20 protein-coding genes are annotated in these 21,877 nt (G+C 59.7%); 6 read left to right on the forward strand and 14 right to left on the reverse strand.

The genetic code is table 11. The annotated features are described in order from the left end of the window. On the reverse strand, positions 1–960 hold the full coding sequence (locus AC1Q6Y_RS03765) for a YihY/virulence factor BrkB family protein (RefSeq protein ID WP_340313217.1): 960 nt from the start codon (positions 958–960) through the stop codon (positions 1–3). 355 nt (positions 961–1,315) lie between these two features. Here AC1Q6Y_RS03765 and AC1Q6Y_RS03770 point away from each other — a divergent pair, with 355 nt between their 5' ends. Continuing rightward, complete coding sequence (locus AC1Q6Y_RS03770) at positions 1,316–1,693, forward strand: hypothetical protein (RefSeq protein ID WP_008019269.1); 378 nt, start codon at positions 1,316–1,318, stop codon at positions 1,691–1,693. A 170-nt stretch (positions 1,694–1,863) separates the two neighbouring features. On the opposite strand, the gene fadD1 is transcribed toward AC1Q6Y_RS03770, so the two are convergent. After that, complete coding sequence (gene fadD1, locus AC1Q6Y_RS03775) at positions 1,864–3,564, reverse strand: long-chain-fatty-acid--CoA ligase FadD1 (RefSeq protein WP_090457395.1); 1,701 nt, start codon at positions 3,562–3,564, stop codon at positions 1,864–1,866. A gap of 379 nt (positions 3,565–3,943) precedes the next feature. Further along, positions 3,944–5,632 (reverse strand): long-chain-fatty-acid--CoA ligase FadD2, encoded by a 1,689-nt coding sequence (gene fadD2, locus AC1Q6Y_RS03780; RefSeq protein ID WP_492624055.1) that lies wholly within the window; start codon positions 5,630–5,632, stop codon positions 3,944–3,946. 246 nt (positions 5,633–5,878) lie between these two features. Between fadD2 and AC1Q6Y_RS03785 the strand changes: the two genes are divergently transcribed. Together AC1Q6Y_RS03785 and AC1Q6Y_RS03790 are read left to right on the forward strand one after the other, a co-directional pair. Further along, positions 5,879–6,823, forward strand: a complete 945-nt coding sequence (locus tag AC1Q6Y_RS03785; RefSeq protein WP_492624056.1) for an alpha/beta hydrolase — start codon at positions 5,879–5,881, stop codon at positions 6,821–6,823. Between the two features lie 44 nt (positions 6,824–6,867). Beyond that, on the forward strand, positions 6,868–7,338 hold the full coding sequence (locus AC1Q6Y_RS03790) for a MaoC family dehydratase (RefSeq protein ID WP_007974451.1): 471 nt from the start codon (positions 6,868–6,870) through the stop codon (positions 7,336–7,338). Positions 7,339–7,461: 123 nt separating this feature from the next. Here the strand turns inward: AC1Q6Y_RS03790 and AC1Q6Y_RS03795 are convergent, their stop codons facing one another. Further along, positions 7,462–7,929 carry a ferritin-like domain-containing protein gene (locus AC1Q6Y_RS03795; RefSeq protein ID WP_057713558.1) on the reverse strand — a complete coding sequence of 156 codons (468 nt, stop codon included), beginning with the start codon at positions 7,927–7,929 and terminating at the stop codon, positions 7,462–7,464. Between the two features lie 203 nt (positions 7,930–8,132). Between AC1Q6Y_RS03795 and AC1Q6Y_RS03800 the strand changes: the two genes are divergently transcribed. Then, the gene (locus AC1Q6Y_RS03800) at positions 8,133–8,369 is read left to right on the forward strand and encodes a DUF3820 family protein (RefSeq protein ID WP_003227425.1); all 237 of its coding nucleotides are present in this window, start codon (positions 8,133–8,135) and stop codon (positions 8,367–8,369) included. 19 nt (positions 8,370–8,388) lie between these two features. Next, on the forward strand, positions 8,389–9,570 hold the full coding sequence (locus tag AC1Q6Y_RS03805) for an aminotransferase class V-fold PLP-dependent enzyme (protein WP_090457401.1): 1,182 nt from the start codon (positions 8,389–8,391) through the stop codon (positions 9,568–9,570). Between the two features lie 2 nt (positions 9,571–9,572). Here AC1Q6Y_RS03805 and AC1Q6Y_RS03810 read toward each other — a convergent pair whose 3' ends face one another. The 4 genes from AC1Q6Y_RS03810 to zwf form a co-directional block, all read right to left on the reverse strand. Beyond that, a complete protein-coding gene (locus tag AC1Q6Y_RS03810) occupies positions 9,573–10,298 on the reverse strand; it encodes an intradiol ring-cleavage dioxygenase (protein WP_057713556.1) in 726 nt (241 codons plus the stop codon). A 275-nt stretch (positions 10,299–10,573) separates the two neighbouring features. Continuing rightward, complete coding sequence (locus AC1Q6Y_RS03815) at positions 10,574–11,239, reverse strand: bifunctional 4-hydroxy-2-oxoglutarate aldolase/2-dehydro-3-deoxy-phosphogluconate aldolase (RefSeq protein ID WP_008050561.1); 666 nt, start codon at positions 11,237–11,239, stop codon at positions 10,574–10,576. Positions 11,240–11,256: 17 nt separating this feature from the next. Then, on the reverse strand, positions 11,257–11,970 hold the full coding sequence (pgl, locus tag AC1Q6Y_RS03820; protein WP_090457404.1) for a 6-phosphogluconolactonase: 714 nt from the start codon (positions 11,968–11,970) through the stop codon (positions 11,257–11,259). Then, the gene (zwf, locus tag AC1Q6Y_RS03825; protein WP_057713554.1) at positions 11,957–13,426 is read right to left on the reverse strand and encodes a glucose-6-phosphate dehydrogenase; all 1,470 of its coding nucleotides are present in this window, start codon (positions 13,424–13,426) and stop codon (positions 11,957–11,959) included. The genes pgl and zwf overlap by 14 nt, the downstream gene beginning before the upstream one ends. A 226-nt stretch (positions 13,427–13,652) precedes the next feature. Between zwf and AC1Q6Y_RS03830 the strand changes: the two genes are divergently transcribed. Next, complete coding sequence (locus AC1Q6Y_RS03830) at positions 13,653–14,513, forward strand: MurR/RpiR family transcriptional regulator (RefSeq protein WP_170948639.1); 861 nt, start codon at positions 13,653–13,655, stop codon at positions 14,511–14,513. Between the two features lie 167 nt (positions 14,514–14,680). On the opposite strand, the gene AC1Q6Y_RS03835 is transcribed toward AC1Q6Y_RS03830, so the two are convergent. The 6 genes from AC1Q6Y_RS03835 to AC1Q6Y_RS03860 all read right to left on the reverse strand — a co-directional run bounded on the left by AC1Q6Y_RS03835 (position 14,681) and on the right by AC1Q6Y_RS03860 (position 21,790). Continuing rightward, positions 14,681–15,535 carry a D-hexose-6-phosphate mutarotase gene (locus tag AC1Q6Y_RS03835; RefSeq protein WP_057713553.1) on the reverse strand — a complete coding sequence of 285 codons (855 nt, stop codon included), beginning with the start codon at positions 15,533–15,535 and terminating at the stop codon, positions 14,681–14,683. A 292-nt stretch (positions 15,536–15,827) separates the two neighbouring features. Then, complete coding sequence (locus tag AC1Q6Y_RS03840) at positions 15,828–17,174, reverse strand: carbohydrate porin (RefSeq protein ID WP_492624057.1); 1,347 nt, start codon at positions 17,172–17,174, stop codon at positions 15,828–15,830. Between the two features lie 206 nt (positions 17,175–17,380). Then, positions 17,381–18,541 carry an ABC transporter ATP-binding protein gene (locus AC1Q6Y_RS03845; protein ID WP_057713551.1) on the reverse strand — a complete coding sequence of 387 codons (1,161 nt, stop codon included), beginning with the start codon at positions 18,539–18,541 and terminating at the stop codon, positions 17,381–17,383. 3 nt (positions 18,542–18,544) lie between these two features. Continuing rightward, a complete protein-coding gene (locus AC1Q6Y_RS03850) occupies positions 18,545–19,390 on the reverse strand; it encodes a carbohydrate ABC transporter permease (protein ID WP_007974434.1) in 846 nt (281 codons plus the stop codon). Then, on the reverse strand, positions 19,383–20,291 hold the full coding sequence (locus tag AC1Q6Y_RS03855; protein ID WP_008032969.1) for a carbohydrate ABC transporter permease: 909 nt from the start codon (positions 20,289–20,291) through the stop codon (positions 19,383–19,385). Before AC1Q6Y_RS03855 ends, AC1Q6Y_RS03850 begins: the two co-directional genes overlap by 8 nt. 200 nt (positions 20,292–20,491) lie before the next feature. Further along, the gene (locus AC1Q6Y_RS03860; RefSeq protein WP_150813281.1) at positions 20,492–21,790 is read right to left on the reverse strand and encodes an ABC transporter substrate-binding protein; all 1,299 of its coding nucleotides are present in this window, start codon (positions 21,788–21,790) and stop codon (positions 20,492–20,494) included. Between the last annotated feature and the right edge of the window lie 87 nt (positions 21,791–21,877).

The following is a 21,877-nucleotide window of genomic DNA, read 5'->3' on the forward strand; positions in this document are numbered from 1 at the left end:
TCAGGTTTCGTCAATGGTCGGTTTCGGTTGTGAATGATCGCGGCCAAGCCCCGACACGTGGTGCTTTTCCTCATGGACGGGACCATGCTCGCCAGCCACTTTTTCGCCAGGGTCCTTGCCCTCTCGTGACATGTGCTCGATCACGGCATTCATCTCCGCGCCCAGCAGCAGCACCGCGGCGGAAATGTAGAAGTACAGCAACAGCACGATAATCGCACCGATACTGCCATACATGGCGTTGTAGTTGGCGAACTCCTTGACGTACAAACCGAAGCCCAGGGACGCGATGATCCATACCACCACCGCCAGCACCGAGCCTGGGGTGATGAAGCGGAATTCCTGTTTGACGTCGGGCATGACGTAGTAGATCAACGCCACCGCGACCATCAGCAGAATCACGATCACCGGCCAGCGCGCAATGGTCCAGAGGGTGACGATGAAGTACTCAAGGCCGACTTGCGCAGCGATCCAGCCCATCACCTGCGGTCCGAGCACCATCAGCGCTGCGGCGATCAGCAGCATGCCGGCAATGCCGACGGTGTAGATGATCGACAACGGAAAGCGCTTCCACAGCGGGCGCCCTTCAACCACGTCGTAGGCTGCGTTCATCGCGCTCATCATCAGCCGCACACCGGCGGAGGCGGTATACAGCGCAATCACGATACCCACTGACAGCAGCCCCCCCTTGGACTGCTGAAGCTGGTCGATCACCGGGTTGACCTGCTCCAGCGCCTGGGGCGGCAATACAAGTTCCGATTGCAGGCGCAGCCAGGAGAAGAAGTCGGGCAGATGCAGGAAGCCGATCAGGGCGATCAGAAACAGAATGAACGGAAACAGCGAAAAGAGCATTTGATAGGCCAGCGCCGAGGCATAGGTCGACATCTCGTCGGCGATGAACTCGGTGACCGTGCGCATCATCACACGGTGCAGGGGCAAGCCTCTCATGTCCGGGAAAATCATTAGCGTCTCCATTCGCCGCATACGGATTTGGGGTGAAGTCGTGGCGACTCAGGGGCTGTTTTCTTTCATCAAGGTAGCCCAGTTGGCGACTTTGAAACAAATTCGGCGTGCAAGTTCAGGCTGACACAAAAACGGCCATCTGAAGATGGCCGCGTCTTCTTTTCATTAAAGACATTTCAATGCAGGAAAGTCGTTACACAAGGTTGACCGGGGGCTTTTGCAGGGAGTTTCATTTATTTTCACCACGACATTTCATCGTTCAGTGCAGGTTGCGCTTTATGTTTGCGGGCCAACCCTTGAGAATGCGCAACACATTCAGGCCTTGGCGCTGAAGATCCAATCCCGTAGGAACGTTATGAAACTCGATAAAAAGCAGGCCATTGCCCGCAGAAACCAGGAACTCGGCGGTGCTGTGCTTGGCGTCAACAACTGCCACTTCACCGAATTGAACCGCAACCGCAATATCTGGTGGTTCGACATCCCGGTATCGCGTCTGGCCGTGGGTCAGTACGAGTGGATTCACCTGCTGATGCACACGCCGGACACCGACGAACTGCTGCACCTGAAAGTGCCGACCGTGTTCCTGCGCGAGAAGCTCGAAGGCCTGGTGGTGCGCAATGAAGGCAAGCGCAAGGCGGCATTGAGCCTGGAACTGAGCGCCGACAAGGACTCCTTCCTGCAGGACATGCGCCCGGCAGGCACCAACGTCAACTTCGCGCCGTTTCGTCAATAACCATCATTCCTGTAGGAGCGAGCCTGCTCGCGATGGACGTAAACGATAACGCGGGGTGCCTGGATGCCCGCGTTGTCTGTACCTTTTTCGCGAGCTTGCTCGCTCCTACAGAGGATCGGTGTTGCCAGACGATCAACAAAAAGCCCCGCATCGGCGGGGCTTTTTGTTGATTACGCGGTGGCTTTCTTCGCGTTGATCTTCTTCAGCTCTTCATCGCGCAATTCACGACGCAGGATCTTGCCAACGTTGGTGGTCGGCAGTGCATCGCGAAACTCCACGGAGCGCGGGACCTTGTAGCCGGTGACGTTGGCGCGCATGTGCTCCATCACCTGTTCCTTGGTCAGGGTCACGCCCGGCTTGGCAACGATGAAAATCTTGATCGCCTCGCCCGACTTTTCGTCCGGCACACCGATGGCCGCGCATTGCAGCACGCCCGGCAGAGTGGCCAGCACGTCTTCGAGCTCGTTCGGGTACACGTTGAAACCGGACACCAGGATCATGTCTTTCTTGCGATCGACAATGCGCATGAAGCCATCGGGCTGGATCAGCGCGATGTCGCCGGTCTTCAACCAGCCTTCGCTGTCGAGGATTTCATCCGTGGCTTCCTGGCGCTGCCAGTAGCCCTTCATGACCTGCGGCCCCTTCACGCACAGTTCGCCGATTTCGCCCAGCGGCTGCTCGACACCGGCATCATTGATGATTTTGCACAGGGTCGACGGTACCGGAATGCCAATGGTGCCGACCTGGATGTGCTGGATCGGGTTCACCGTCGCCACCGGGCTGGTTTCGGTCATACCGTAGCCTTCGCAGATGGCGCAACCGGTCACCGCTTTCCAGCGTTCGGCCGCGGCCAGTTGCAGGGCCATGCCCCCCGACAAGGTGACTTTCAGCGCGGAGAAGTCCAGCTTGCGGAAGCCTTCGTTGTTGCACAGGGCCACGAACAGCGTGTTCAGGCCAACGAAGCCGCTGAACTTCCACTTCGACAGTTCCTTGACCATCGCCGGCAGATCGCGCGGGTTGCTGATCAGGATGTTGTGGTTGCCCGCCAGCATCATCGCCATGCAGTGAAAGGTGAACGCATAGATGTGGTACAGCGGCAGCGGCGTGATCAGGATCTCGCAACCTTCATTGAGGTTGGAGCCCATCAGCGCCTTGCACTGCAGCATGTTCGCCACCAGGTTGCGGTGGGTCAGCATCGCGCCCTTGGCCACGCCGGTGGTGCCGCCGGTGTATTGCAGTACCGCGACGTCACCACTGGCCGGGTTGGCTTCCGCCACTGGCTGGCCCAGGCCTTTGCTCAGCACGTCGTTGAACTTGACGGCCTTGGGCAAGTGATAGGCCGGCACCATCTTCTTCACGTACTTGATGACGCTGTTGATCAGCAGACGCTTGAGTGGCGGCAGCAGGTCGGCGACTTCGGTGACGATCACGTGCTTGACGCCGGTTTTCGGCACCACGGTTTCCGCCAGGTGCGCCATGTTGGCCAGGCAGACCAGGGCCTTGGCACCGGAGTCGTTGAATTGGTGTTCCATTTCCCGCGCAGTGTAGAGCGGGTTGGTGTTGACCACGATCAGCCCGGCGCGGATTGCACCGAAGACGGCTACCGGGTACTGCAACACGTTGGGCAGTTGCACGGCGATTCGATCGCCGGGTTGCAAATCGGTATGCTGTTGCAGGTAAGCGGCAAACGCACCGGACAATTCGTACAGTTCACCGTAGGTGAGTGTCTTGCCCAGGTTGCTGAATGCCGGCTTGTTGGCGAAGCGTTGGCAGGATTGCTTCAACACTGCCTGAATATTCGGATACTCGTCGGGATTGATGTCGGCAGCAATCCCAGCTGGGTACTTATCCTTCCAAAAGTCTTCGATCATGGAAGCCCACTCCTCAGCAACGCGAATTCAGCACCGCATTTGATGCGATTATTATTGGTGTTTGGTCATTGGTGAATCTGGCTGATAGAAGGCCGAGAAGTCACAAAGCGCGCCGAGAGTAGCAGCTTTGCCAAGGGTCGACTAGAGCCAAAAGCGGCCTCTACGGTCACATTTGTGACTCAAGACTAGCGATTGGTCATTTTAGAGCAAAAATTCTATACGCCTCTGAAAGCCACGAAATCCGGGGCTTTCGCTTAAACCTGTGGGAGCGAGCTTGCTCGCGAAAAACGTCCGGGCAACGCGATCATTCAGACAGGGCGCGTTATCTTGACGTCCATCGCGAGCGCGCTCGCTCCTACAGGGATCGGCCATTCACCGATCAGGCGATATCACGCAACTCCCGCCGCAGGATCTTGCCCACCGGCGTCATCGGCAGGGACTCCCGCAGCACGATGTGCTTGGGTACCTTGTACGCCGTGAAGTTCTCCTTGCAGTAAGCCTTCAGCTCTTCAAGGCTGACGCCCGCTTCACGGGCCACCACGAACAGCTTCACCGCCTCCCCCGACCGCTCGTCGGGCACACCGATGACCGCACAGTTGGCGACGTTCGGGTGAGCCATCACGACGTCTTCGATTTCGTTCGGGTACACGTTGAAGCCCGAGACAATGATCATGTCCTTCTTGCGGTCAACGATGCGTACGAAGCCATCCGGGTCGATCACCGCAATGTCACCGGACTTGAACCAGCCCTCGGCATCCAGCACCTCGGCCGTGGCATCAGGTTTCTGCCAGTAGCCCTTCATGATTTGCGGGCCCTTGATGCACAACTCGCCGCGTTCGCCCAACGGTTGTTCGACACCGTCATCATTGATGACTTTCAGCGTGGTGCCTGGCACCGGCAGGCCGACCGTGCCAATCCGCGACTGGTCGCCATAGGGGTTGGTGCAAGCCACCGGCGAAGTTTCGGTCAGGCCGTAACCTTCGGTGATGCGGCAACCGGTCAGTTGTTCCCAACGCTCGGCGGTGGCCTTGACCAGCGCAGTGCCGCCGGAGTTGGTGAGCTTGAGGCTGGAGAAGTCCAGGGTCTTGAAGTCCGGATGATCCATCAGCGCAACGAACAATGTGTTCAGCCCCAGCAAGGCCGAGAACCGCCAGTTCTTCAGTTCCTTGATGAAGCCGGCGATGTCCCGCGGATTGGTGATCAGCACGTTGTGGTTGCCCGTCACCATCATGCACATGCAGTTCGCTGTGAAGGCATAGATGTGGTACAGCGGCAGCGGCGCGATCATCACCTCCTGGCCTTCGCGCAGCAGCGGTTGCCCGTCGCTGGCCGACTGGCTGAGGCAGGCCCGTGCCTGCTGCATGTTCGCCACCAGGTTGCCGTGGGTCAGCATCGCGCCCTTGGCCAGGCCCGTGGTGCCGCCGGTGTATTGCAGCACGGCGATGTCGTCGAGGCCGACCTTCAACGGCTTGATGCCCAGGCCACGGCCCATGCGCAGCGCACTCTTGAAGGAAACGGCCTGGGGCAAGGAATATTCCGGGACCATCTTCTTGACCTTGCTCACCACCGTGTTGACCAGCCACCCCTTGGCGGCGGGCATCAGGTCGCCCATCTTCGCTTCGATCAGGTACTGGATATCGGTGTCGGGGAGTACTTCCTGGACTTTCTGGCCGAACATGTTCAGGTAAACCAGCGCCCGGGCACCGGAGTCCTTGAACTGATGGCGCATTTCCCGCGCGGTATACAGCGGATTGGTGTTGACCACAATCAACCCGGCGCGCAAGGCACCGAACACGGCGATCGGGTAATGCAGGACGTTGGGCATCTGCACCGCGATGCGGTCCCCCGCCACCAGGTCGGTGTGGGCTTGCAGATAACCGGCGAAGGCCGCGCTTTGGCGCTCCAGCTCGGCGTAGGTCAGGGTCACGCCCATGTTGCTGAACGCCGGGCGGTCAGCAAACTTCTTGCAGGAACGCTCGAACACCTCGATCACTGACTTGTAGGCTCCCAGATCAATATCCAGGGGGACACCGGCCGGGCGTTTGTCATTCCAGAAATCAGGTTGCATTGTTCTTGTCCTCTTTGACCTGAATCTATCCGGGGCCACTTTTCTGTCATTTTTCAAAAAAAATGCAAAAAGCGGAGCTTCACGGACACTAGCAGTTATGACGTAGCAGGCAAATATGCCCACGGCCGTCATTGACCGTATGAATCTTCTTGCCGTGGCGTAGGCTGATCAGACGCCCGGCCAAGGATGCGCTATAAACTGCAACGAGCTGTTTGCGACCAGGCAGCCTCATGCAAAGGAACCGCCATGATCCATGACACTTTCTGGCTGACCACGAGCGACCACAGCCGCCTCTTCGTCAACCAGTGGCTTCCCGACGGCAGCCTCAAGGCAATGATTTTGCTGGCCCACGGCATGGCCGAACACAGCGGTCGTTACGGCCCCCTTGCGCAAAAGCTCTGTGACCAGGGCTATGGCGTGTGCGCGCCGGACCTGCGTGGACATGGCAAAACTGCCGAAAACGGGACACTCGGGCATTTCGCCGATGACGATGGCTGGTGCAAGGTCGTGAGCGACCTGGCCAGCCTCAACCAGCACATCGGCCAGCAGCACCCTGGCGTCCCGATCGTGCTGCTCGGTCACAGCATGGGCAGTTACATCGCCCAGGCCTATCTGCTGCACCACAGTGCCAGCCTGCACGGGGCAATCCTCAGCGGCTCGAACTTCCAGCCTGTGGCGCTTTATCGCGCGGCACGGCAAATCGCCCGTCTCGAACGCCTGCGCCAGGGCCGCACAGGACGAAGCGCATTGATCGAATGGCTGTCGTTCGGCTCGTTCAACAACAAATTCAAACCGGCACGCACACCGTTCGACTGGCTCAGCCGTGATCCGGCGCAGGTCGATCTGTACGTCAACGACCCGCTCTGCGGTTTCCGTTGCACCAATCAACTGTGGATCGACTTGCTCGGCGGCTTGCAGCAAATCAGCAAAGCGTCCAATCTCGCGCAGATCGACCCGGGCCTGCCGCTGCTGGTGATTGGCGGCGAATGTGATCCGGTGAGCGAAGGCAAACGTCTCAAGGATCTGGCCGACGCGCTGCGGGCGGCCGGCAGCCAGCACCTGCAACTGACCGTTTACCCACAGGCGCGGCACGAACTGTTCAACGAGAGCAACCGCGATGAAATCATCGCCGATGTGCTGAACTGGATCGCACAGGCCTTGAGCGCTTCTCGGCCGCACCGGTCCGAATAGATTTTTTTTGTGAATTTTTTAATTCGTCACAGGAATTGAGACAGATGACCCAGGTTACCAACACCCCTTACGAAGCCCTCGAAGTCGGCCAGACCGCCAGTTTCAGCAAGACGGTCGAAGAGCGCGACATCCAGCTGTTCGCTGCGATGTCCGGCGACCACAACCCGGTACACCTGGATGCCGAATACGCCGCCAGCACCATGTTCAAGGAGCGCATCGCCCACGGCATGTTCAGCGGCGCGTTGATCAGCGCGGCGGTCGCCTGCGAGTTGCCTGGCCCGGGAACCATCTACATCGGCCAGCAAATGAGCTTTCAGAAGCCGGTGAAGATCGGCGACACCCTGACCGTGCGCCTGGAAATCCTGGAAAAACTGCCGAAGTTTCGCGTGCGCATCGCCACTCGCGTGTTCAACCAGCGCGATGAACTGGTGGTGGATGGCGAGGCGGAAATCCTCGCGCCACGCAAGCAACAGAGTGTGACGTTGACGGAGCTGCCGGCGATCAGCATTGGCTGATTGACGGGGCAAAAACTGTGGGAGCGAGCTTGCTCGCGATGAGGGCCTGACATTCAACATTGATGTTGACTGATCTGGCGCTATCGCGAGCAAGCTCGCTCCCACAGTTGTTTCAACCAGTCGTTACGAACGTGCACGCGCCTGGTTACGCAGGGCCTTGACCTGATCGTGGTTACGCTGCACGCCGTGGTACTGACGCTCAACCAGGTCGCGAATGCCCACCAGGTTGTGCTTGTTGATTTTCTCCATGGCGTCGCGGTAAGCCTTCAACGCATGGTCTTCACCGCGCTCGGCTTCATTGAGCACGGCCTCCTCGCCCTTGCCGGTGAACATCGACTTCACGTCGACCCAGCGACGGTGCAAGTCGCCGCTGACACTGGTGGAAGTTTCCGGATCGCCACCCAGTGAACGCACGGCAGACTGCAACTCCGCAGCGGCCGTACCACAATCGCTCGCACGATTGATGAACAGGGTTTTGAGTTCAGGGTGCTTGATGTCTTCAGCGCATGTCTTGAACCCGGCCTGACCGTCCTTGCTGGTTTCAATCAGGTCGTTGAGTACAGAAATCGCTTCTTTTTTGATGTCGGTCATTTTTCAACTCCTTACGACAGATGAACGGTGTAAGGAATGTTGCACTCTGCGTGCCAGCTCGGAATCGTCTAACTATTCTTTACTTTTCAAATAGTTATCCATTATCAAAAAATCTGTATCCGTTTTATTTGCATGATCTGTCATTTGGCCTGCATGCAGAATGCCTGTATTTTCCAGACTGACTGAATCAAGACGACTGATCGATGAACCCTGAAAAGCTCGAACTGCTGATCACCCGTGAAATGCCCTTCGGCAAATACAAGGGTCGAATCATTGCCGACCTGCCCGGCCCTTACCTGAACTGGTTCGCCCGGGAGGGTTTCCCCCATGGCGAGTTGGGCGGCCTGCTGGCCCTGATGCAGGAGATCGATCACAACGGTTTGTCGGACTTGCTCGAACCGCTGCGCGCCAAACACGGCAAGCCGGCCCCGCGCCATTGAATCACCTACCGAGTACCCCATGCCCGACAACACCCGCCGCGCCCGTGATGAAGCCTTCTGGCGAACCTTTGCCGACCGCTACGATGTCGAACCCGGCCCGCTCAACCTGGAGAACGGTTACTTCGCACGCATGTCGCGCACGGTGGTCGAGGAATATCAGCGCAACATCGAACTGATCAACCGCAGCAATTCGGTGTACGTGCGCCAGCGTTTCGAACAGGGCGACAGCCTGAAGATCCGCGCGCAACTGGCCAGGTTGATTGGCGTACCCGCCGACAGCATCGCCCTGACCCGTAACGCCTCGGAAGGTTTGCAGTCGCTGATCCGCAACTACAACCGGCTGCAGCCCGGCGACCAGGTACTGGTTTGCGATCTGGAATACGACACGGTCAAAGGCGCCATGCGTTGGCTGGCGCGTAATCGCGGTGTCGAAGTGATCGAGATCGAACACGCACACCCGGCAACCTTCGACAGCTTGCTCAATACCTATCGGGAAGCCTTCGCGCGCTATCCGCGGCTGAAGCTGATGGCCCTGACCCACGTCACCCATCGCACGGGCCTGGTGATGCCGGTGCAGGCGATTGCAGCCGCTGCAAAGGAACAGGGCATCGACGTCATCCTCGACGGCGCCCATGCCCTCGGCCAGTTTGAATTCGACCTGACCGAGCTCGGTATCGCCTTCGCCGGCTTCAATCTGCACAAGTGGATCGGCGCACCGTTGACGCTCGGCTTTATCTACATCGCACCCGAACGCCTGGCCGACATCGACCCGGACATGGGCGAGATGCATTTTCCGCCCACTGACATTCGCGCCCGTACCTCGTACAGCACCCCCAACATCCCGGCGCTGATGACCCTGCCGCTGGTGCTCGAAGAACATTGGGCGATGGGCGGTGCCGCGGCCAAGGGCGCGCGGCTCAATTATCTGCGCAACCGCTGGGTCGCTGCGGCGCGGCAGTTGCCGGGCGTCGAAGTCCTGACCCCGGATGACCCACGCCTGTATTGCGGCATCACCTCGATGCGCTTTACCCGGCATGCCGACCAGCAAACCATGGTCGAGCGCCTGCTCAATGAATACAACCTGTTCACCGTGACCCGCAGTGGCGCGGCATGCGGTCCGTGCATCCGCATTACACCAGGGCTTACCACCACCGCGGCCGACATGGATGTGCTGGTCAGGGCGCTGACCGAGCTGGGCTGACCTCAGACGGTGTACTTGTCAAAGTCCTCGGGCTTGATCTGTGTCGACACGGCGAACGTGTCGATGCCGATGGTCATCTGCCCGAAGTAGCCGTCTTCAGCCGAATCCCGCCCCAGGGTGTGCACACTCAAGGTCGATTTTTCACCGCCCATGGTTGAATAAAAATAGTCCTGAGCGTTGGTCAGTGCCGGCACGGTTCGGCCGCTGTACGGTCGGCTACCGAGCACCGAACGAGAGGCCACCTCAGGCAGGTAAAGCTGCCCGACCCAGGCGACATGCCGTTCTTGCAGATAGTTGTTGCCGGCCGTGATGCGCACGGCGACGTGAATGTGCAATGCGCGACCGGCGTAAAAACCCGGATAGATCGTGGTGAAGCGCACGATGCCCGACTTGTCGGTGAACTGCCCGCCGCGCAGATAGGTATCGTCATCGGTGCGCGGGACGGCGCCGATATCACCGGTATCGACCTCGACGTCCGGGTTGATCTTGCTCCAGCCCGAATAGGCACCGCGGGCATTGCAGTGCCAGATATCCACCAGCGCATCGGGGACCGGCTCGCCGGTCATGGCATCGACAATGGTCAGCCGCAGCACCAACGGAACGCCTTCGGCGCCTTCGCTGATGTTTCTGCGGATCAGTTTGGGGTTGCGGAAATACGGGCCGGCAATCTGTTCGGGAGACAGCAGGTAGACCGGTGCCGGGGGTGCAGCTGAGGTGGTAGCGTCCATGACGTTCTCTCTTCCATAAGATGAACGCAGGCTAGCACCGGTCGATTTTCGTTATGCGGTAACTATGTATCGCATGATGTCCTTGTCCCTGAGGGAGTGAACTTGCTCTAGATGGCGTCGTGTCAGTCAACATCCATGCAATCTGTCACACCGCTATCGCGAGCAAGCTCGCTCCCACAGGGGTACGACAACTTTCTTCAGGCAAAAAAAAACGGTGCACCGACCAAGCGCACCGTAAAGCCGTAGAACACACAACGAGGTGTAGGGTGAAGCGATCAGTCCAGCAGCGCCAAAGCCTCGGCGGTGCATTCCTGAATGCGGGCCCAGTCGCCGTTCTTGATCCACTCCGGATCAAGCATCCAGCTACCGCCCACGCACATGACGTTTTTCAATGCCATGTAGCTCTTGATATTGGCAGGTCCCACGCCGCCGGTCGGGCAGAATTTCACTTCGCCGAACGGGCCGCCCAGAGCCTTGATGGCCGCGACGCCGCCGCTGACTTCGGCCGGGAATAGCTTGAAGCGGCGATAACCCAGGCCGTAGCCTTCCATGATGCCCGAGGCATTGCTGATGCCTGGCAACAGTGGAATCGGGCTGGCGACGCTGGCTTCCAGCAGGTCGCGGGTGATACCCGGCGTGACGATGAATTGCGAGCCGGCCGCTTCCGCCGCCGCCAGCATGTGGCGATCCAGCACGGTGCCGGCACCGGTCACCAGCTCCGGACGCTGCTCACGCAGAATCTGGATGGCCTTGAGGCCGAATTGCGAACGCAGGGTCACTTCCAGGGCCGTCAGGCCACCGGCCGCGAGGGCGTCGGCCAACGGCAGAACGTCCTGCTCGCGGGCAATGGTGATCACCGGCAGAATCCGCGCTTTCGCGCAAATACTGTCGATCAGGGCAACTTTGTCCGCCATGGAAACGGTCGGGGATGGGTTTGTCATAGCGGCTGTTCCTTGGCTCATGGGCACCAGTAAATCTCTAACGTGGGTTGCAGAAACGCGCGCACCGGCATTTCGGCGACATCGTCACCGGCCAGCGCGAAACTCAGGGTGGTCAGCTTGGACTGACCGGAGATCGACAGAATTTTATGTTTGGCCGAAGCCAGCAGCGCGCGGCTCATGGTCAGGCGCTGATGCGGCACGGTCGGCGCCAGCATCGGCCAGCAGCGACGAACGCCATCGACCTGTAATGCCTCGGCAAGGTTCGGGCTGTTGGGGAACAGCGATGCGGTGTGGCCGTCATCGCCCATGCCGAGGATCAGCACGTCGATCACCGGCAACTCCGACAGCAAGCGGTCGGCCTGCTCGGCTGCCTGTTCCAGGTTGGCACTGGCGCTGTACAGGCTCAGGAACTGCGCCTTGGCCGCTTGGCCTTGCAGCAGGTAACGCTTGATCAGACCGGCGTTGCTGTCGGCGTGTTCGACCGGCACCCAGCGCTCGTCGGCCAGGCTGATCACCACGTTCGACCAGTCCAGCGTCTGCTTGGCCAGGTGCTGGAAAAACGCCACCGGGCTGCGGCCACCGGAAACCACCAGGGTCGCAGTGCCCTGGGCGTCGATCGCGTCGCTCAGTTGTTTCGCCACGTTCAGTGCCAGGCTTTCAGCCAGCAGCACCGGGCTCTTGTATGCATGGGCGCTGACGCCCTGCGGCAGTTTCAAATCAGATATCGCCATACCACGACCTCCCGTCCCGCGTGATCAGAGCAATGGAGCTCATCGGTCCCCAGGACCCGGCCGCGTACGGCTTGGGCGCATCACCGGATTTTTTCCACCCGGCGATCAACTGGTCACACCACTTCCACGCGGCTTCGATTTCATCTTTACGGACAAACAGGTTCTGATTGCCACGCATCACTTCCAGCAACAACCGCTCGTAGGCATCGGGAATCCGTGCGCTGCTCCAGGTGTCGGAAAAATTCAGCTGCAACGGACCGCTGCGCAGCTGCATGCCCTTGTCCAGGCCTTGATCTTTGGTCATGACACGCAAGGAAATGCCTTCGTCCGGTTGCAGGCGGATAATCAGCTTGTTGCTGATTTGCAGGCGCTGCTCGGGAGCGAAGATGTAGTGCGACGGTTCCTTGAAGTGGATGACGATCTGCGACAGCTTCTGCGGCATGCGCTTGCCGGTACGCAGGTAAAACGGCACGCCGGCCCAGCGCCAGTTGCGGATGTCGGCACGCAGGGCGACGAAGGTTTCGGTGTCGCTCTGGGTGTTGGAATTGGGCTCTTCCAGGTACCCCGGTACTGCCTTGCCTTCGCTGTAGCCGGCGATGTACTGGCCGCGCACCACTTGAGTGGTCAGGCCTTCCGGGCTGATCGGCGCCAGGGCCTTGAGCACTTTGACCTTCTCGTCGCGGATGCTGTCGGCGGACAGGTCGGCCGGCGGGTCCATGGCGATCAGGCAGAGCAGTTGCAGCAGGTGGTTCTGGATCATGTCCCGCAGCTGGCCGGCCTTGTCGAAGTAACCCCAGCGGCCTTCGATACCGACCTTCTCGGCCACGGTGATTTCCACGTGGGAAATGTAATTCTGGTTCCACTGGGTTTCGAACAGGCTGTTGGCGAAACGCAGGGCGATCAGGTTCTGGACGGTCTCTTTACCCAGATAGTGGTCGATGCGGTAGGTGCGGTTCTCCGGGAAGAACTGCGCCACGGCATCGTTGACCTTACGCGAGGATTCCAGATCCGAACCGATGGGTTTTTCCAGCACCACACGGGTGTTTTGCGCCAGGCCGACCTTGGCCAGGTTCTCGCAAATCGCGCCATACACGGCGGCAGGAGTCGCAAAGTAGGCGATGACCCGCTGCGAACTGCCGGCGGATTCGGCCAGGGCCACATAATCATCGGGGTTGAGGAAGTCGACGTGCAGGTAGTTCAGGCGCGCCAGAAAACGCTCGACCACGGCTTCGTCCAGCTCTTTGGCACCGACATAGCGGCGCAGCTCGGAGGTGATGAACGCCAGGTGCTCCTGCTCGCTGCCCGGCTCACGGGCCAGCGCGATAATACGCGTGTCCTCGTGCAGCAGGCCGGCGCCGTCGAGTTGATAGAGGGCAGGAAACAGCTTGCGCAAGGCCAGGTCGCCAAGGGCGCCGAACAAGGCAAAGGTGCACGGTTCAACCGTAATCGAGAGCATGATGTTTGTTCTTTTATCAAGTTAAGCTACAAATACCTTTTTTCAAGGCATCACTCAAGGGAAAATGTAGTAATAACCACAACATTTTCGCAAAATACAGATTCCGAGTGGTGGTCGGTCGGAGCCATCAGTAGGATAGGCCACCGTTACGGGCCTCACCAAAGGCCCTTTTTGCATTAGCCGCGCGCTTGTTGGCGCAGGTGTAAAGGATACTTATATGGACCGCGTGCGAAATTTACTGGAGCAAATCCAGAATCGCCTTGAAGAGCTGAACAAGGCCGAACGCAAAGTCGCCGAGGTGATCCTGCTCAACCCGCAGCAGGCCACCCGCTTCAGCATCGCCGCCCTCGCCCAGGCCGCCTCGGTCAGCGAGCCGACGGTCAACCGTTTCTGCCGTTCGTTCGGTGTCAGCGGCTACCCCGAGCTCAAACTGCAACTGGCCCAGAGCCTGGCCAGTGGCGCCGCCTATGTCAGCCGTGCGGTGGAGGCCGATGACAATCCGGAGGCCTACACCCAGAAGATCTTCGGCAGCGCCATCGCCTCACTGGACAGCGCCTGCCAGGCACTGGACCCGAACCTGATCAGTCGCGCCGTCGACCTGCTGATCCAGGCCCGGCAGATCCACTTCTTCGGCCTCGGCGCCTCGGCCCCGGTGGCACTGGATGCGCAGCACAAGTTCTTCCGCTTCAACCTCGCCGTCACGGCCCATGCGGATGTGCTGATGCAGCGCATGATTGCCTCGGTGGCCCATACCGGCGAATTGTTCGTGATCATTTCCTACACCGGTCGCACCCGCGAACTGGTGGAAGTGGCGCGCATCGCCCGGGAAAACGGCGCCTCGGTGCTTGGCCTGACCGCCGAGAACTCGCCACTGGCCAAGGCCAGCACCCTGAGCCTGAACATCCCGCTGCCGGAAGACACCGACATCTACATGCCGATGACGTCGCGGATCATCCAGCTGACCGTGCTGGACGTACTCGCCACCGGCATGACCTTGCGCCGTGGCGTGGACTTCCAGCCGCATTTGCGCAAGATCAAGGAAAGCCTGAATGCCAGCCGGTATCCGGTTGGAGATGAGTTCAACTGATCCAACATTTGCGCTGATCGTCCTGACCTCATCGTCGGAACGCCGCCCGGAGCAAGCTCGCTCCCACAGGGGATTGGTGTTGAACACAAAAACTGTGTTCACCGAAGATCCAGTGTGGGAGCGAGCTTGCTCGCGATGGCGGCAGACGCAGCACCGCAAATCCAGAGCTAAGCCCCCACCCGCGCCTGCAAACTCAAATGCGCCCGCTCCCCGGGTGCAAGGCACAGGCTGTCGGTGCCGCCGCTAGCGGCCTCTACGCAAACGAATTCGGATATCTCGTTCCAGGTCACGCCGAGCAACGGGCGTGAACCGGGATGCCACACCACCGTGTCTGCCGTATCCCCGGTATCAATGCACAACGCCCGCTGCCAGGCATGGTCGTTCAACTGCAATTCGCCGTCGTGCTGGAACACCCGCTGACACCCGCCATCAACGCGTAACTCGCCTTCCTGCTGACAAACCTGTCGGCTCAACTGATCGTAACCCTGCGCGCCTTCGAGCCCAGACAGCGCTATCTCACTGACATCGCCAATACGCCAGTAAGCGTGCAAAGCCTGGCTCAACTGGCACGGCATGTCGTCCTGATGCTCGGTGCTCAGGCGCAACTCCATGCGTTCACCCAGGTGTGCGTGCAGGTCCACCTGCCAGTCGCACAACTTCAGTTGCCAGTGCAATCGCACGCCATCGTCGTCACTGTTGCTGTCCAGCAGCTTCCAGTCGAGCAACCGCGCCCAGCCATGGGACGGCCAGGCATTTTCGCTCGGATGCCGGCCATACCACGGCCAACACACCGGCACACCGCCGCGAATGGCGCCGACCTGCGGCCACTTTGCCGCACACCACAGCCAGGGTTTCTGGCCCTTGGGCTGGAAGTGCAACAACTGCGCGCCCTGACGACTGAACACCGCCTGACACAGCGGATGATCGATCACCAGCACATCGCGCGTCTGATAGCGCTCCCACGCGAACACCGGACGTTCGCGCAAGGATTTGAAGAAGCGTTGTAGCGGATGCTCAAGCATGTGCCACGGTCCTGAAAAACATGGGTGTACTCATACTGTCGTGACCAGTGAACCACTGTGGCGAGGGGGCTTGCCCCCGCTGGAGCGCGAAGCGCTCCCAATACTGTCGCAACGAATTATCTGAAAGAACCAGTTGGCTGTTTTTGGGGCCGCTTCGCAACCCAACGGGGGCAAGCCCCCTCGCCACAGTTGCGCTCGACACAACATGTCTTGTTAGCCCTCACAAAAAAAAGCGGACAGCCATGGCTGTCCGCAAATATGCGCACATGGAGAGAAGCTTATCGCAGACGCGTTAGAACACCGACTGAATTTTCAGGCCGGCCACCAGCGCGTTGTCGACTTCATCCACACCACCCGGATGAGTGACGTATTGCAGGTTGGGACGCACGGTCAGCCAGTTGGTCACGTGGAAGCCGTAGTTGATCTCGTAGTTGTATTCGGTTTCACGAATGGGCGAGAACAGCGGATTGTCGTATTCCGAAACACCGTTGGCCGCGTTGGTCAGCTCAGCGTTTTTCTTCACGTCATCGTTGACGTGAATACGGGCGAAACCGATGCCCACGTCATCCTTCGGACGCGCGTCGAACGGGCCCTTGTACACGAACATCAGCGACTGGTAGTTGTCGATGAAGTTGGTGTCTTTGTCGTGGAACGTTGCGTTGGCCGCGATGTTCAGACCACGGGAAGCATCGCCATTGTGGCTGGTCAGTTGCTGCTGCGCGACGAACCAGTAGCCGTGCTTGCTATCGTGGACGCGATAAGGGTTGCCGGTGGTCGCTGCGTTCTGGCCGTTGTCGTCCTTGAGAACGTCGTCGGCATCAGAGGTACTTTTGTAGTAACCGACACGGTATTCGCCCGGCAGGTTGTTGACCTTCGGCGACCAGACCAGCTCGACCGGCAGGACGGTGCCATTGGTGCCACTGCCGCTGAGCTTGAAGCCGTTACCGTGCTCCAGTTGCGACGTGTTCTGGTTGTACGCGCCAATCTGGGCGTAGAGCTCGTCATTGATGTTGTACTTCACACGGATCGCCGCCTGGCTGACCGGCCAGTTGTACCAGATGTTGGTGGCCCAGTTACCCACCTGGGATCCGCAGAACGCCAGGTTCTGGAACTCGCACGGGAAGGTGTTGAAGTCTTCACCTTCACCGAAGTAACCGGCCTTGACGTCCAGCTTGTTGTCGAGGAACTGGTGCTGAATCCACAACTGGGTCAGACGGACCATGTGGCCGCGACCATAGACTTCCTGGGAGGAACTCAAGGTGCCGGCACGCGGATCGCCGATACGGTCGTTGGAGATGTTCTCACCGTTACGGTTGGTGAGCTGGATCTTGGCCTGGGTGTTATCCCAGCCAAACAGCTTCTCCAGGTCCAGCGCCGCGCCCAGGCCAAACTGGTCGGCGTAGCGCGCGGTCTTGTCATCGTTGAAGCCGCCATGGAGGTTGCCGCCGACTTCACCGACGTAGTCCATCTTGATGTCGATGCCTTGCTCGATCAGCTTGGTACGCTCGCCACCCCAGTCGCCCGTCATCCACCTGGAGTCGGAGCTGAACGCTTCATCGGCCATCGCATTGCCGGCCAGAACCAGTGCTGCCGCTGCTGAAACCTGGCAGATCAACCGGGCCTTGTTCTTCATCTTCATCCCTACTTCCTCGTTTTATTGTTATTAACTTTTCTTTTTTTAACGCGGTTACATCCGGTGCAACGCGCGACAGGCCGCGCATTGCGAATCCCCCCCTGTAGGAGCGAGCTTGCTCGCGAGAAACTTGAGAACACCGCGGGGTGTCAGGTTTCCAGTGTCATCGTTGACGTCCATCGCGAGCAGGCTCGCTCCTACAGATTTGCATTTCAGCGACCTTTGAATTGCGCCACGTTGTCAGCATGCGCCTCGGCTTTCGGCACGCCGGCAACCCCCAAACGCTCCCCGGTCTTGGCATCGAACAACAGCACTTTCGCCGGATCGAATTGCAGGGTCAGGGTCTCGCCCACCGCCGGCGCCACGTCCGGCGCCAGGCGGCAGCAGACCTTGGTGTCGTTGAGATTGACGAAGACCAGGGTGTCGGGCCCGGTCGGTTCGGTGACCTGGACTTCGGCACGAATGGTCGGCAACCCGTTTGCTTCGCCGTTGGCCAGGATGATCTGCTCAGGGCGGATGCCGAGGATCACTTCGCGGTCTTCAAGACCGGCGTCCTGCATGCCCAGCGGCAATTCGCAACGGGCCTGACCGCTGTCGAGCAGCGCCAGCAGACGACCGTCCTTGCGTTGCAAGCGCAGCGGGATGAAGTTCATCGGCGGCGAACCGATGAAGCTCGCCACGAACAGGTTGGCCGGGTTGTTGTAGATGTCCTTCGGCGTACCGAACTGCTGGATGATCCCGTCCTTCATCACCGCCACTTTGTCGCCCAGGGTCATGGCTTCGATCTGGTCGTGGGTCACGTAGACCGTGGTGGTTTTCAGGCGCTGGTGCATCAGTTTCATTTCGGTGCGCATCTCGACCCGCAGCTTGGCGTCGAGGTTGGACAGCGGTTCGTCGAACAGATAAATCTTCGGCCGCCGCGCCAGGGCACGGCCCATCGCCACGCGCTGTTGCTGGCCGCCGGAGAGCTGGCCGGGCTTGCGGCTGAGCAGGTGTTCGATCTGCAACAGCTTGGAAACCCGAGCGACTTCTTCGTCGATTTCGGCAGTCGGCATTTTGCGGATTTTCAAGCCGAAGGCGATGTTGTCGCGCACACTCATGGTCGGGTACAGCGCGTAGGACTGGAACACCATGGCGATGTCGCGATCCTTGGGGCTCATGCCGCTGATATCGGCGTCGTCCACCAGGATCGCGCCACCGCTGATGGTTTCAAGGCCCGCGATGCAGTTCATCAAGGTCGACTTGCCGCAGCCCGACGGGCCGACCAGGATCAGGAACTCACCGTCATCGATTTTCAGTTCGATGTTCTTCAGGGTGTCCGGCAAACCGGGGCCGTAGGTCTTGTTGACGTTGCGTAATTCGAGAGTTGCCATGTTCTACCCCTTGACCGCGCCGGACGTCAGCCCGCGCAGGAAATACTTGCCAGCGAATATGTAGACCAGCAGTGTCGGCAGCCCGGCGATCATCGCGGCGGCCATATCAACGTTGTATTCCTTGGCCCCGGTGCTGGTGTTGACCAGGTTGTTCAGGGCCACGGTAATTGGCTGGGCGTCGCCACTGGCGAACACCACGCCGAACAGGAAGTCGTTCCAGATCTGGGTGAACTGCCAGATCAGGCAGACCATCACGATCGGGATCGACATCGGCAGCAGGATCTTCAGGAAGATCGTGAAGAAGCCCGCGCCATCGAGCCGTGCGGCCTTGACCAGCGCATCCGGAATGCTCACGTAGTAGTTGCGGAAGAACAGCGTGGTGAACGCCAGGCCGTAGACCACGTGCACCAGCACCAGGCCGGTGGTGGTGTTGGCCAGGCCGAACTTGCCGAGGGTGAACGAGGCTGGCAGCAGCACGGTCTGGAACGGCAGGAAGCAGCCGAACAGCAACAGGCCGAAGAACAGTTGCGAACCACGGAAGCGCCACATCGACAGCACATAGCCGTTCATCGCACCAATGAAGGTCGAGATCAGCACCGCCGGCACGGTGATCTTCACCGAGTTCCAGAAGTAGCCGCCGACCACGTCCCAGGCCTTGATCCAGCCAATGCCGTCGATCACGGTCGGCCAGCTCAGCAGGTTGCCGGTACGGATGTCTTCCGGGGATTTGAAGCTGGTCAGCAGCATTACCACCAACGGGATCAAGTACACCGCTGCCGCCAGCAACAGAGTTGCGTAGATCGCGATGCGGCTGAAACTGATACCCGATTTTCCGAGTTGATTAGTCATGGCGTTTGCCTCGCAGCTCGGAGTACAGGTACGGCACGAGGATGGTCAGCACGGCGCCGAGCATCAACATGGCGCTGGCCGAACCGATGCCCATCTGGCCACGGCTGAAGGTGAAGGAATACATGAACATCGCCGGCAGGTCGGAGGAGTAACCAGGACCACCCGCGGTCATCGCCGCGACCAGGTCGAAGCTCTTGATCGCGATGTGCGCCAGGATCATGAAGGCACTGAAGAACACCGGGCGCAGGCTCGGCAGGACGATCTTCAGGTAGATGGTCGGCAAGCTCGCGCCATCGACTTGCGCAGCGCGGATGATCGATTGATCGACACCGCGCAGGCCGGCGAGGAACATCGCCATGACAAACCCGGAGGCTTGCCACACGGCGGCGATCACCAGGCAGTAGACCACGCGATCCTGATCCACCAGCCAGTCGAGACGGAAGCCTTCCCAGCCCCAGTCGCGCAGCATCTTGTCCAGGCCCAGGCCTGGGTTGAGCAGCCATTTCCACGCGGTACCGGTGACGATCATCGACAGCGCCATCGGGTACAGGTAGACGGTGCGGATGAAGCCTTCCTTGCGAATGCGCTGGTCCAGCAGCACCGCGAGGAACACGCCCAGCACCAGGCTGATGCCGATGAACATGCCGCCGAACAGTGCGAGGTTCTTGCTCGCGACCCACCAGCGGTCGTTGTCCATCAGGCGCATGTATTGCTGCAGGCCGACCCACTTGTAGCTCGGCATGAAGCTGGAGTTGGTGAAGGACAGTATGAATGTCCAGATGATGTAACCGTAGAAGCCAACCAACACGATCAGCATGCTCGGCGCGAGTACCAACTTGGGTAACCAGCGTTGCAGCGCATCGAACGGTGAGGCTTTGCTGAAAACCGCCACAGAGCTCATCGGGATAATCCAGGTGGAGAAGTGAAATCCGGACAGAGTTCCCCCCTGTAGGAGCGAGCCTGCTCGCGATGGAATCAAGAACACCGGGGCCTGTCTGGATTGGCGCGGTGCCTGGTAGTCCATCGCGAGCAAGCTCGCTCCCACAATGGGATGGAGCTCTCTCTGGGGTTTGCCGCAGGATCACCTGCGGCGATTACGAGTTACTGGGCAGCTTTGACAGCCGAGGCCAGTTGGGCGCTGGCCTTGGCCGGGTCTGCGTCCTTGTCGTTCATGAAGTTGGTGACCACGTCGAAGATCGCGCCCTGCACGGCCAGGGAGGTGGCCATGTTGTGCGCCATGCTCGGTTGCAGGCCGCCGGTCTTGTCGTCCGCGATGAAGTCCTTGGCCGACTTCTGGGCACACTCGTCGAAGCCGAGCTTGTCCATTTCGTTCAGCATGTCGTTACGCACCGGGATCGAACCCTTGTTCATGCTGAAGACTTTCTGGAAGTCGGTACCCAACGCGACCTTGGCCAGGTCTTGCTGGGCAGCGATGTCGCCCTTGCGATCGGCCTTGAGCTTGAACACCGCCATCGAATCGATGTTGTAGGTGAAGGCTTTTTCGGTGCCCGGGAACGCTACGCACTGGTAGTCCTTGCCGGCGATTTTCTTCGCGGCGGTCCACTCGCTTTTCGCCCAGTCGCCCATCATCTGCATGCCGGCCTTGCCATTGATGACGTCGGCGGCGGCGATGTTCCAGTCACGACCGGCGCGGTTTGGGTCCATGTAGCCGGTGATTTTTTTCAGCTCGGCGAACGACTTGGTCATCTCCGGGCCGGACAGGGTTTTCTGGTCCAGGTCGACCAGGGCTTTCTTGTAACCGTCGGCGCCCATGACCGAGAGCACCACGTCTTCGAACACGGTGCTGTCCTGCCAAGGCTGACCGCCGTGGGCAAGCGCGATGAAGCCGGCGGCCTTGAGCTTGTCGCCGGCGGCATAGAATTCTTCGAGGGTCGTCGGGGCTTTTTCGATCCCGGCTTTCTTGAACACTTCAGGGTTGATCCACAGCCAGTTGACGCGGTGGATGTTCACCGGCACGGCGACGTAGTCACCTTCGTACTTCACGGTGTCGGAGACTTTCTTCGACAGCAGGCCATCCCAGTTTTCCGCCTTGGAAACGTCCTTCAACGCGTCGGTGCTGAGCAGGCCAGTGCTGCCCCACTCCTGGATGTCCGGGCCCTTGATCTGTGCAACGCCCGGCGGGTTGCCGGCTACGGCGCGACTTTTGAGTACGGTCATGGCCGTGGAACCGCCACCACCGGCGACTGCGCCGTCCTTCCAGGTGAAGCCGTCTTTTTCGACTTGAGCCTTCAGGACATCGACCGCTGCTTTTTCACCACCGGAAGTCCACCAGTGAACGACTTCAACGGAACCTTTGGATTCGGCGGCCAGGACACTGAGGGGGAGCGCAGACAGGGAAGCGAGAGAAATGACAGTAGCGAGGCGAGAAATCGCATTCATCTAGGAGCACCTTTCTTGTTGTTATGCATGCAAGTCTGTTGCTTGCGCTGCATAAGATTCTAAACAGGAGATATCCCCTCGCAGGTA

Source organism: Pseudomonas sp. GW823-FHT06E10, from assembly GCF_058794995.1.

Bases quoted from the DNA above. Each gene is read 5' to 3' on its own strand.
- AC1Q6Y_RS03800 (WP_003227425.1), top strand. From the start codon at position 8,133: ATGAACCCTGAAAAGCTCGAACTGCTGATCACCCGTGAAATGCCCTTC.
- AC1Q6Y_RS03770 (WP_008019269.1), top strand. From the start codon at position 1,316: ATGAAACTCGATAAAAAGCAGGCCATTGCCCGCAGAAACCAGGAACTC.
- AC1Q6Y_RS03765 (WP_340313217.1), bottom strand. From the start codon at position 960: ATGATTTTCCCGGACATGAGAGGCTTGCCCCTGCACCGTGTGATGATG.
- AC1Q6Y_RS03785 (WP_492624056.1), top strand. From the start codon at position 5,879: ATGATCCATGACACTTTCTGGCTGACCACGAGCGACCACAGCCGCCTC.
- AC1Q6Y_RS03860 (WP_150813281.1), bottom strand. From the start codon at position 21,790: ATGAATGCGATTTCTCGCCTCGCTACTGTCATTTCTCTCGCTTCCCTG.
- AC1Q6Y_RS03840 (WP_492624057.1), bottom strand. From the start codon at position 17,174: ATGAAGATGAAGAACAAGGCCCGGTTGATCTGCCAGGTTTCAGCAGCG.
- AC1Q6Y_RS03805 (WP_090457401.1), top strand. From the start codon at position 8,389: ATGCCCGACAACACCCGCCGCGCCCGTGATGAAGCCTTCTGGCGAACC.
- AC1Q6Y_RS03855 (WP_008032969.1), bottom strand. From the start codon at position 20,291: ATGAGCTCTGTGGCGGTTTTCAGCAAAGCCTCACCGTTCGATGCGCTG.
- AC1Q6Y_RS03815 (WP_008050561.1), bottom strand. From the start codon at position 11,239: ATGACAAACCCATCCCCGACCGTTTCCATGGCGGACAAAGTTGCCCTG.
- AC1Q6Y_RS03790 (WP_007974451.1), top strand. From the start codon at position 6,868: ATGACCCAGGTTACCAACACCCCTTACGAAGCCCTCGAAGTCGGCCAG.
- AC1Q6Y_RS03845 (WP_057713551.1), bottom strand. From the start codon at position 18,541: ATGGCAACTCTCGAATTACGCAACGTCAACAAGACCTACGGCCCCGGT.
- AC1Q6Y_RS03850 (WP_007974434.1), bottom strand. From the start codon at position 19,390: ATGACTAATCAACTCGGAAAATCGGGTATCAGTTTCAGCCGCATCGCG.
- AC1Q6Y_RS03835 (WP_057713553.1), bottom strand. From the start codon at position 15,535: ATGCTTGAGCATCCGCTACAACGCTTCTTCAAATCCTTGCGCGAACGT.
- zwf (WP_057713554.1), bottom strand. From the start codon at position 13,426: ATGCTCTCGATTACGGTTGAACCGTGCACCTTTGCCTTGTTCGGCGCC.
- fadD2 (WP_492624055.1), bottom strand. From the start codon at position 5,632: ATGCAACCTGATTTCTGGAATGACAAACGCCCGGCCGGTGTCCCCCTG.
- fadD1 (WP_090457395.1), bottom strand. From the start codon at position 3,564: ATGATCGAAGACTTTTGGAAGGATAAGTACCCAGCTGGGATTGCTGCC.
- pgl (WP_090457404.1), bottom strand. From the start codon at position 11,970: ATGGCGATATCTGATTTGAAACTGCCGCAGGGCGTCAGCGCCCATGCA.
- AC1Q6Y_RS03795 (WP_057713558.1), bottom strand. From the start codon at position 7,929: ATGACCGACATCAAAAAAGAAGCGATTTCTGTACTCAACGACCTGATT.
- AC1Q6Y_RS03810 (WP_057713556.1), bottom strand. From the start codon at position 10,298: ATGGACGCTACCACCTCAGCTGCACCCCCGGCACCGGTCTACCTGCTG.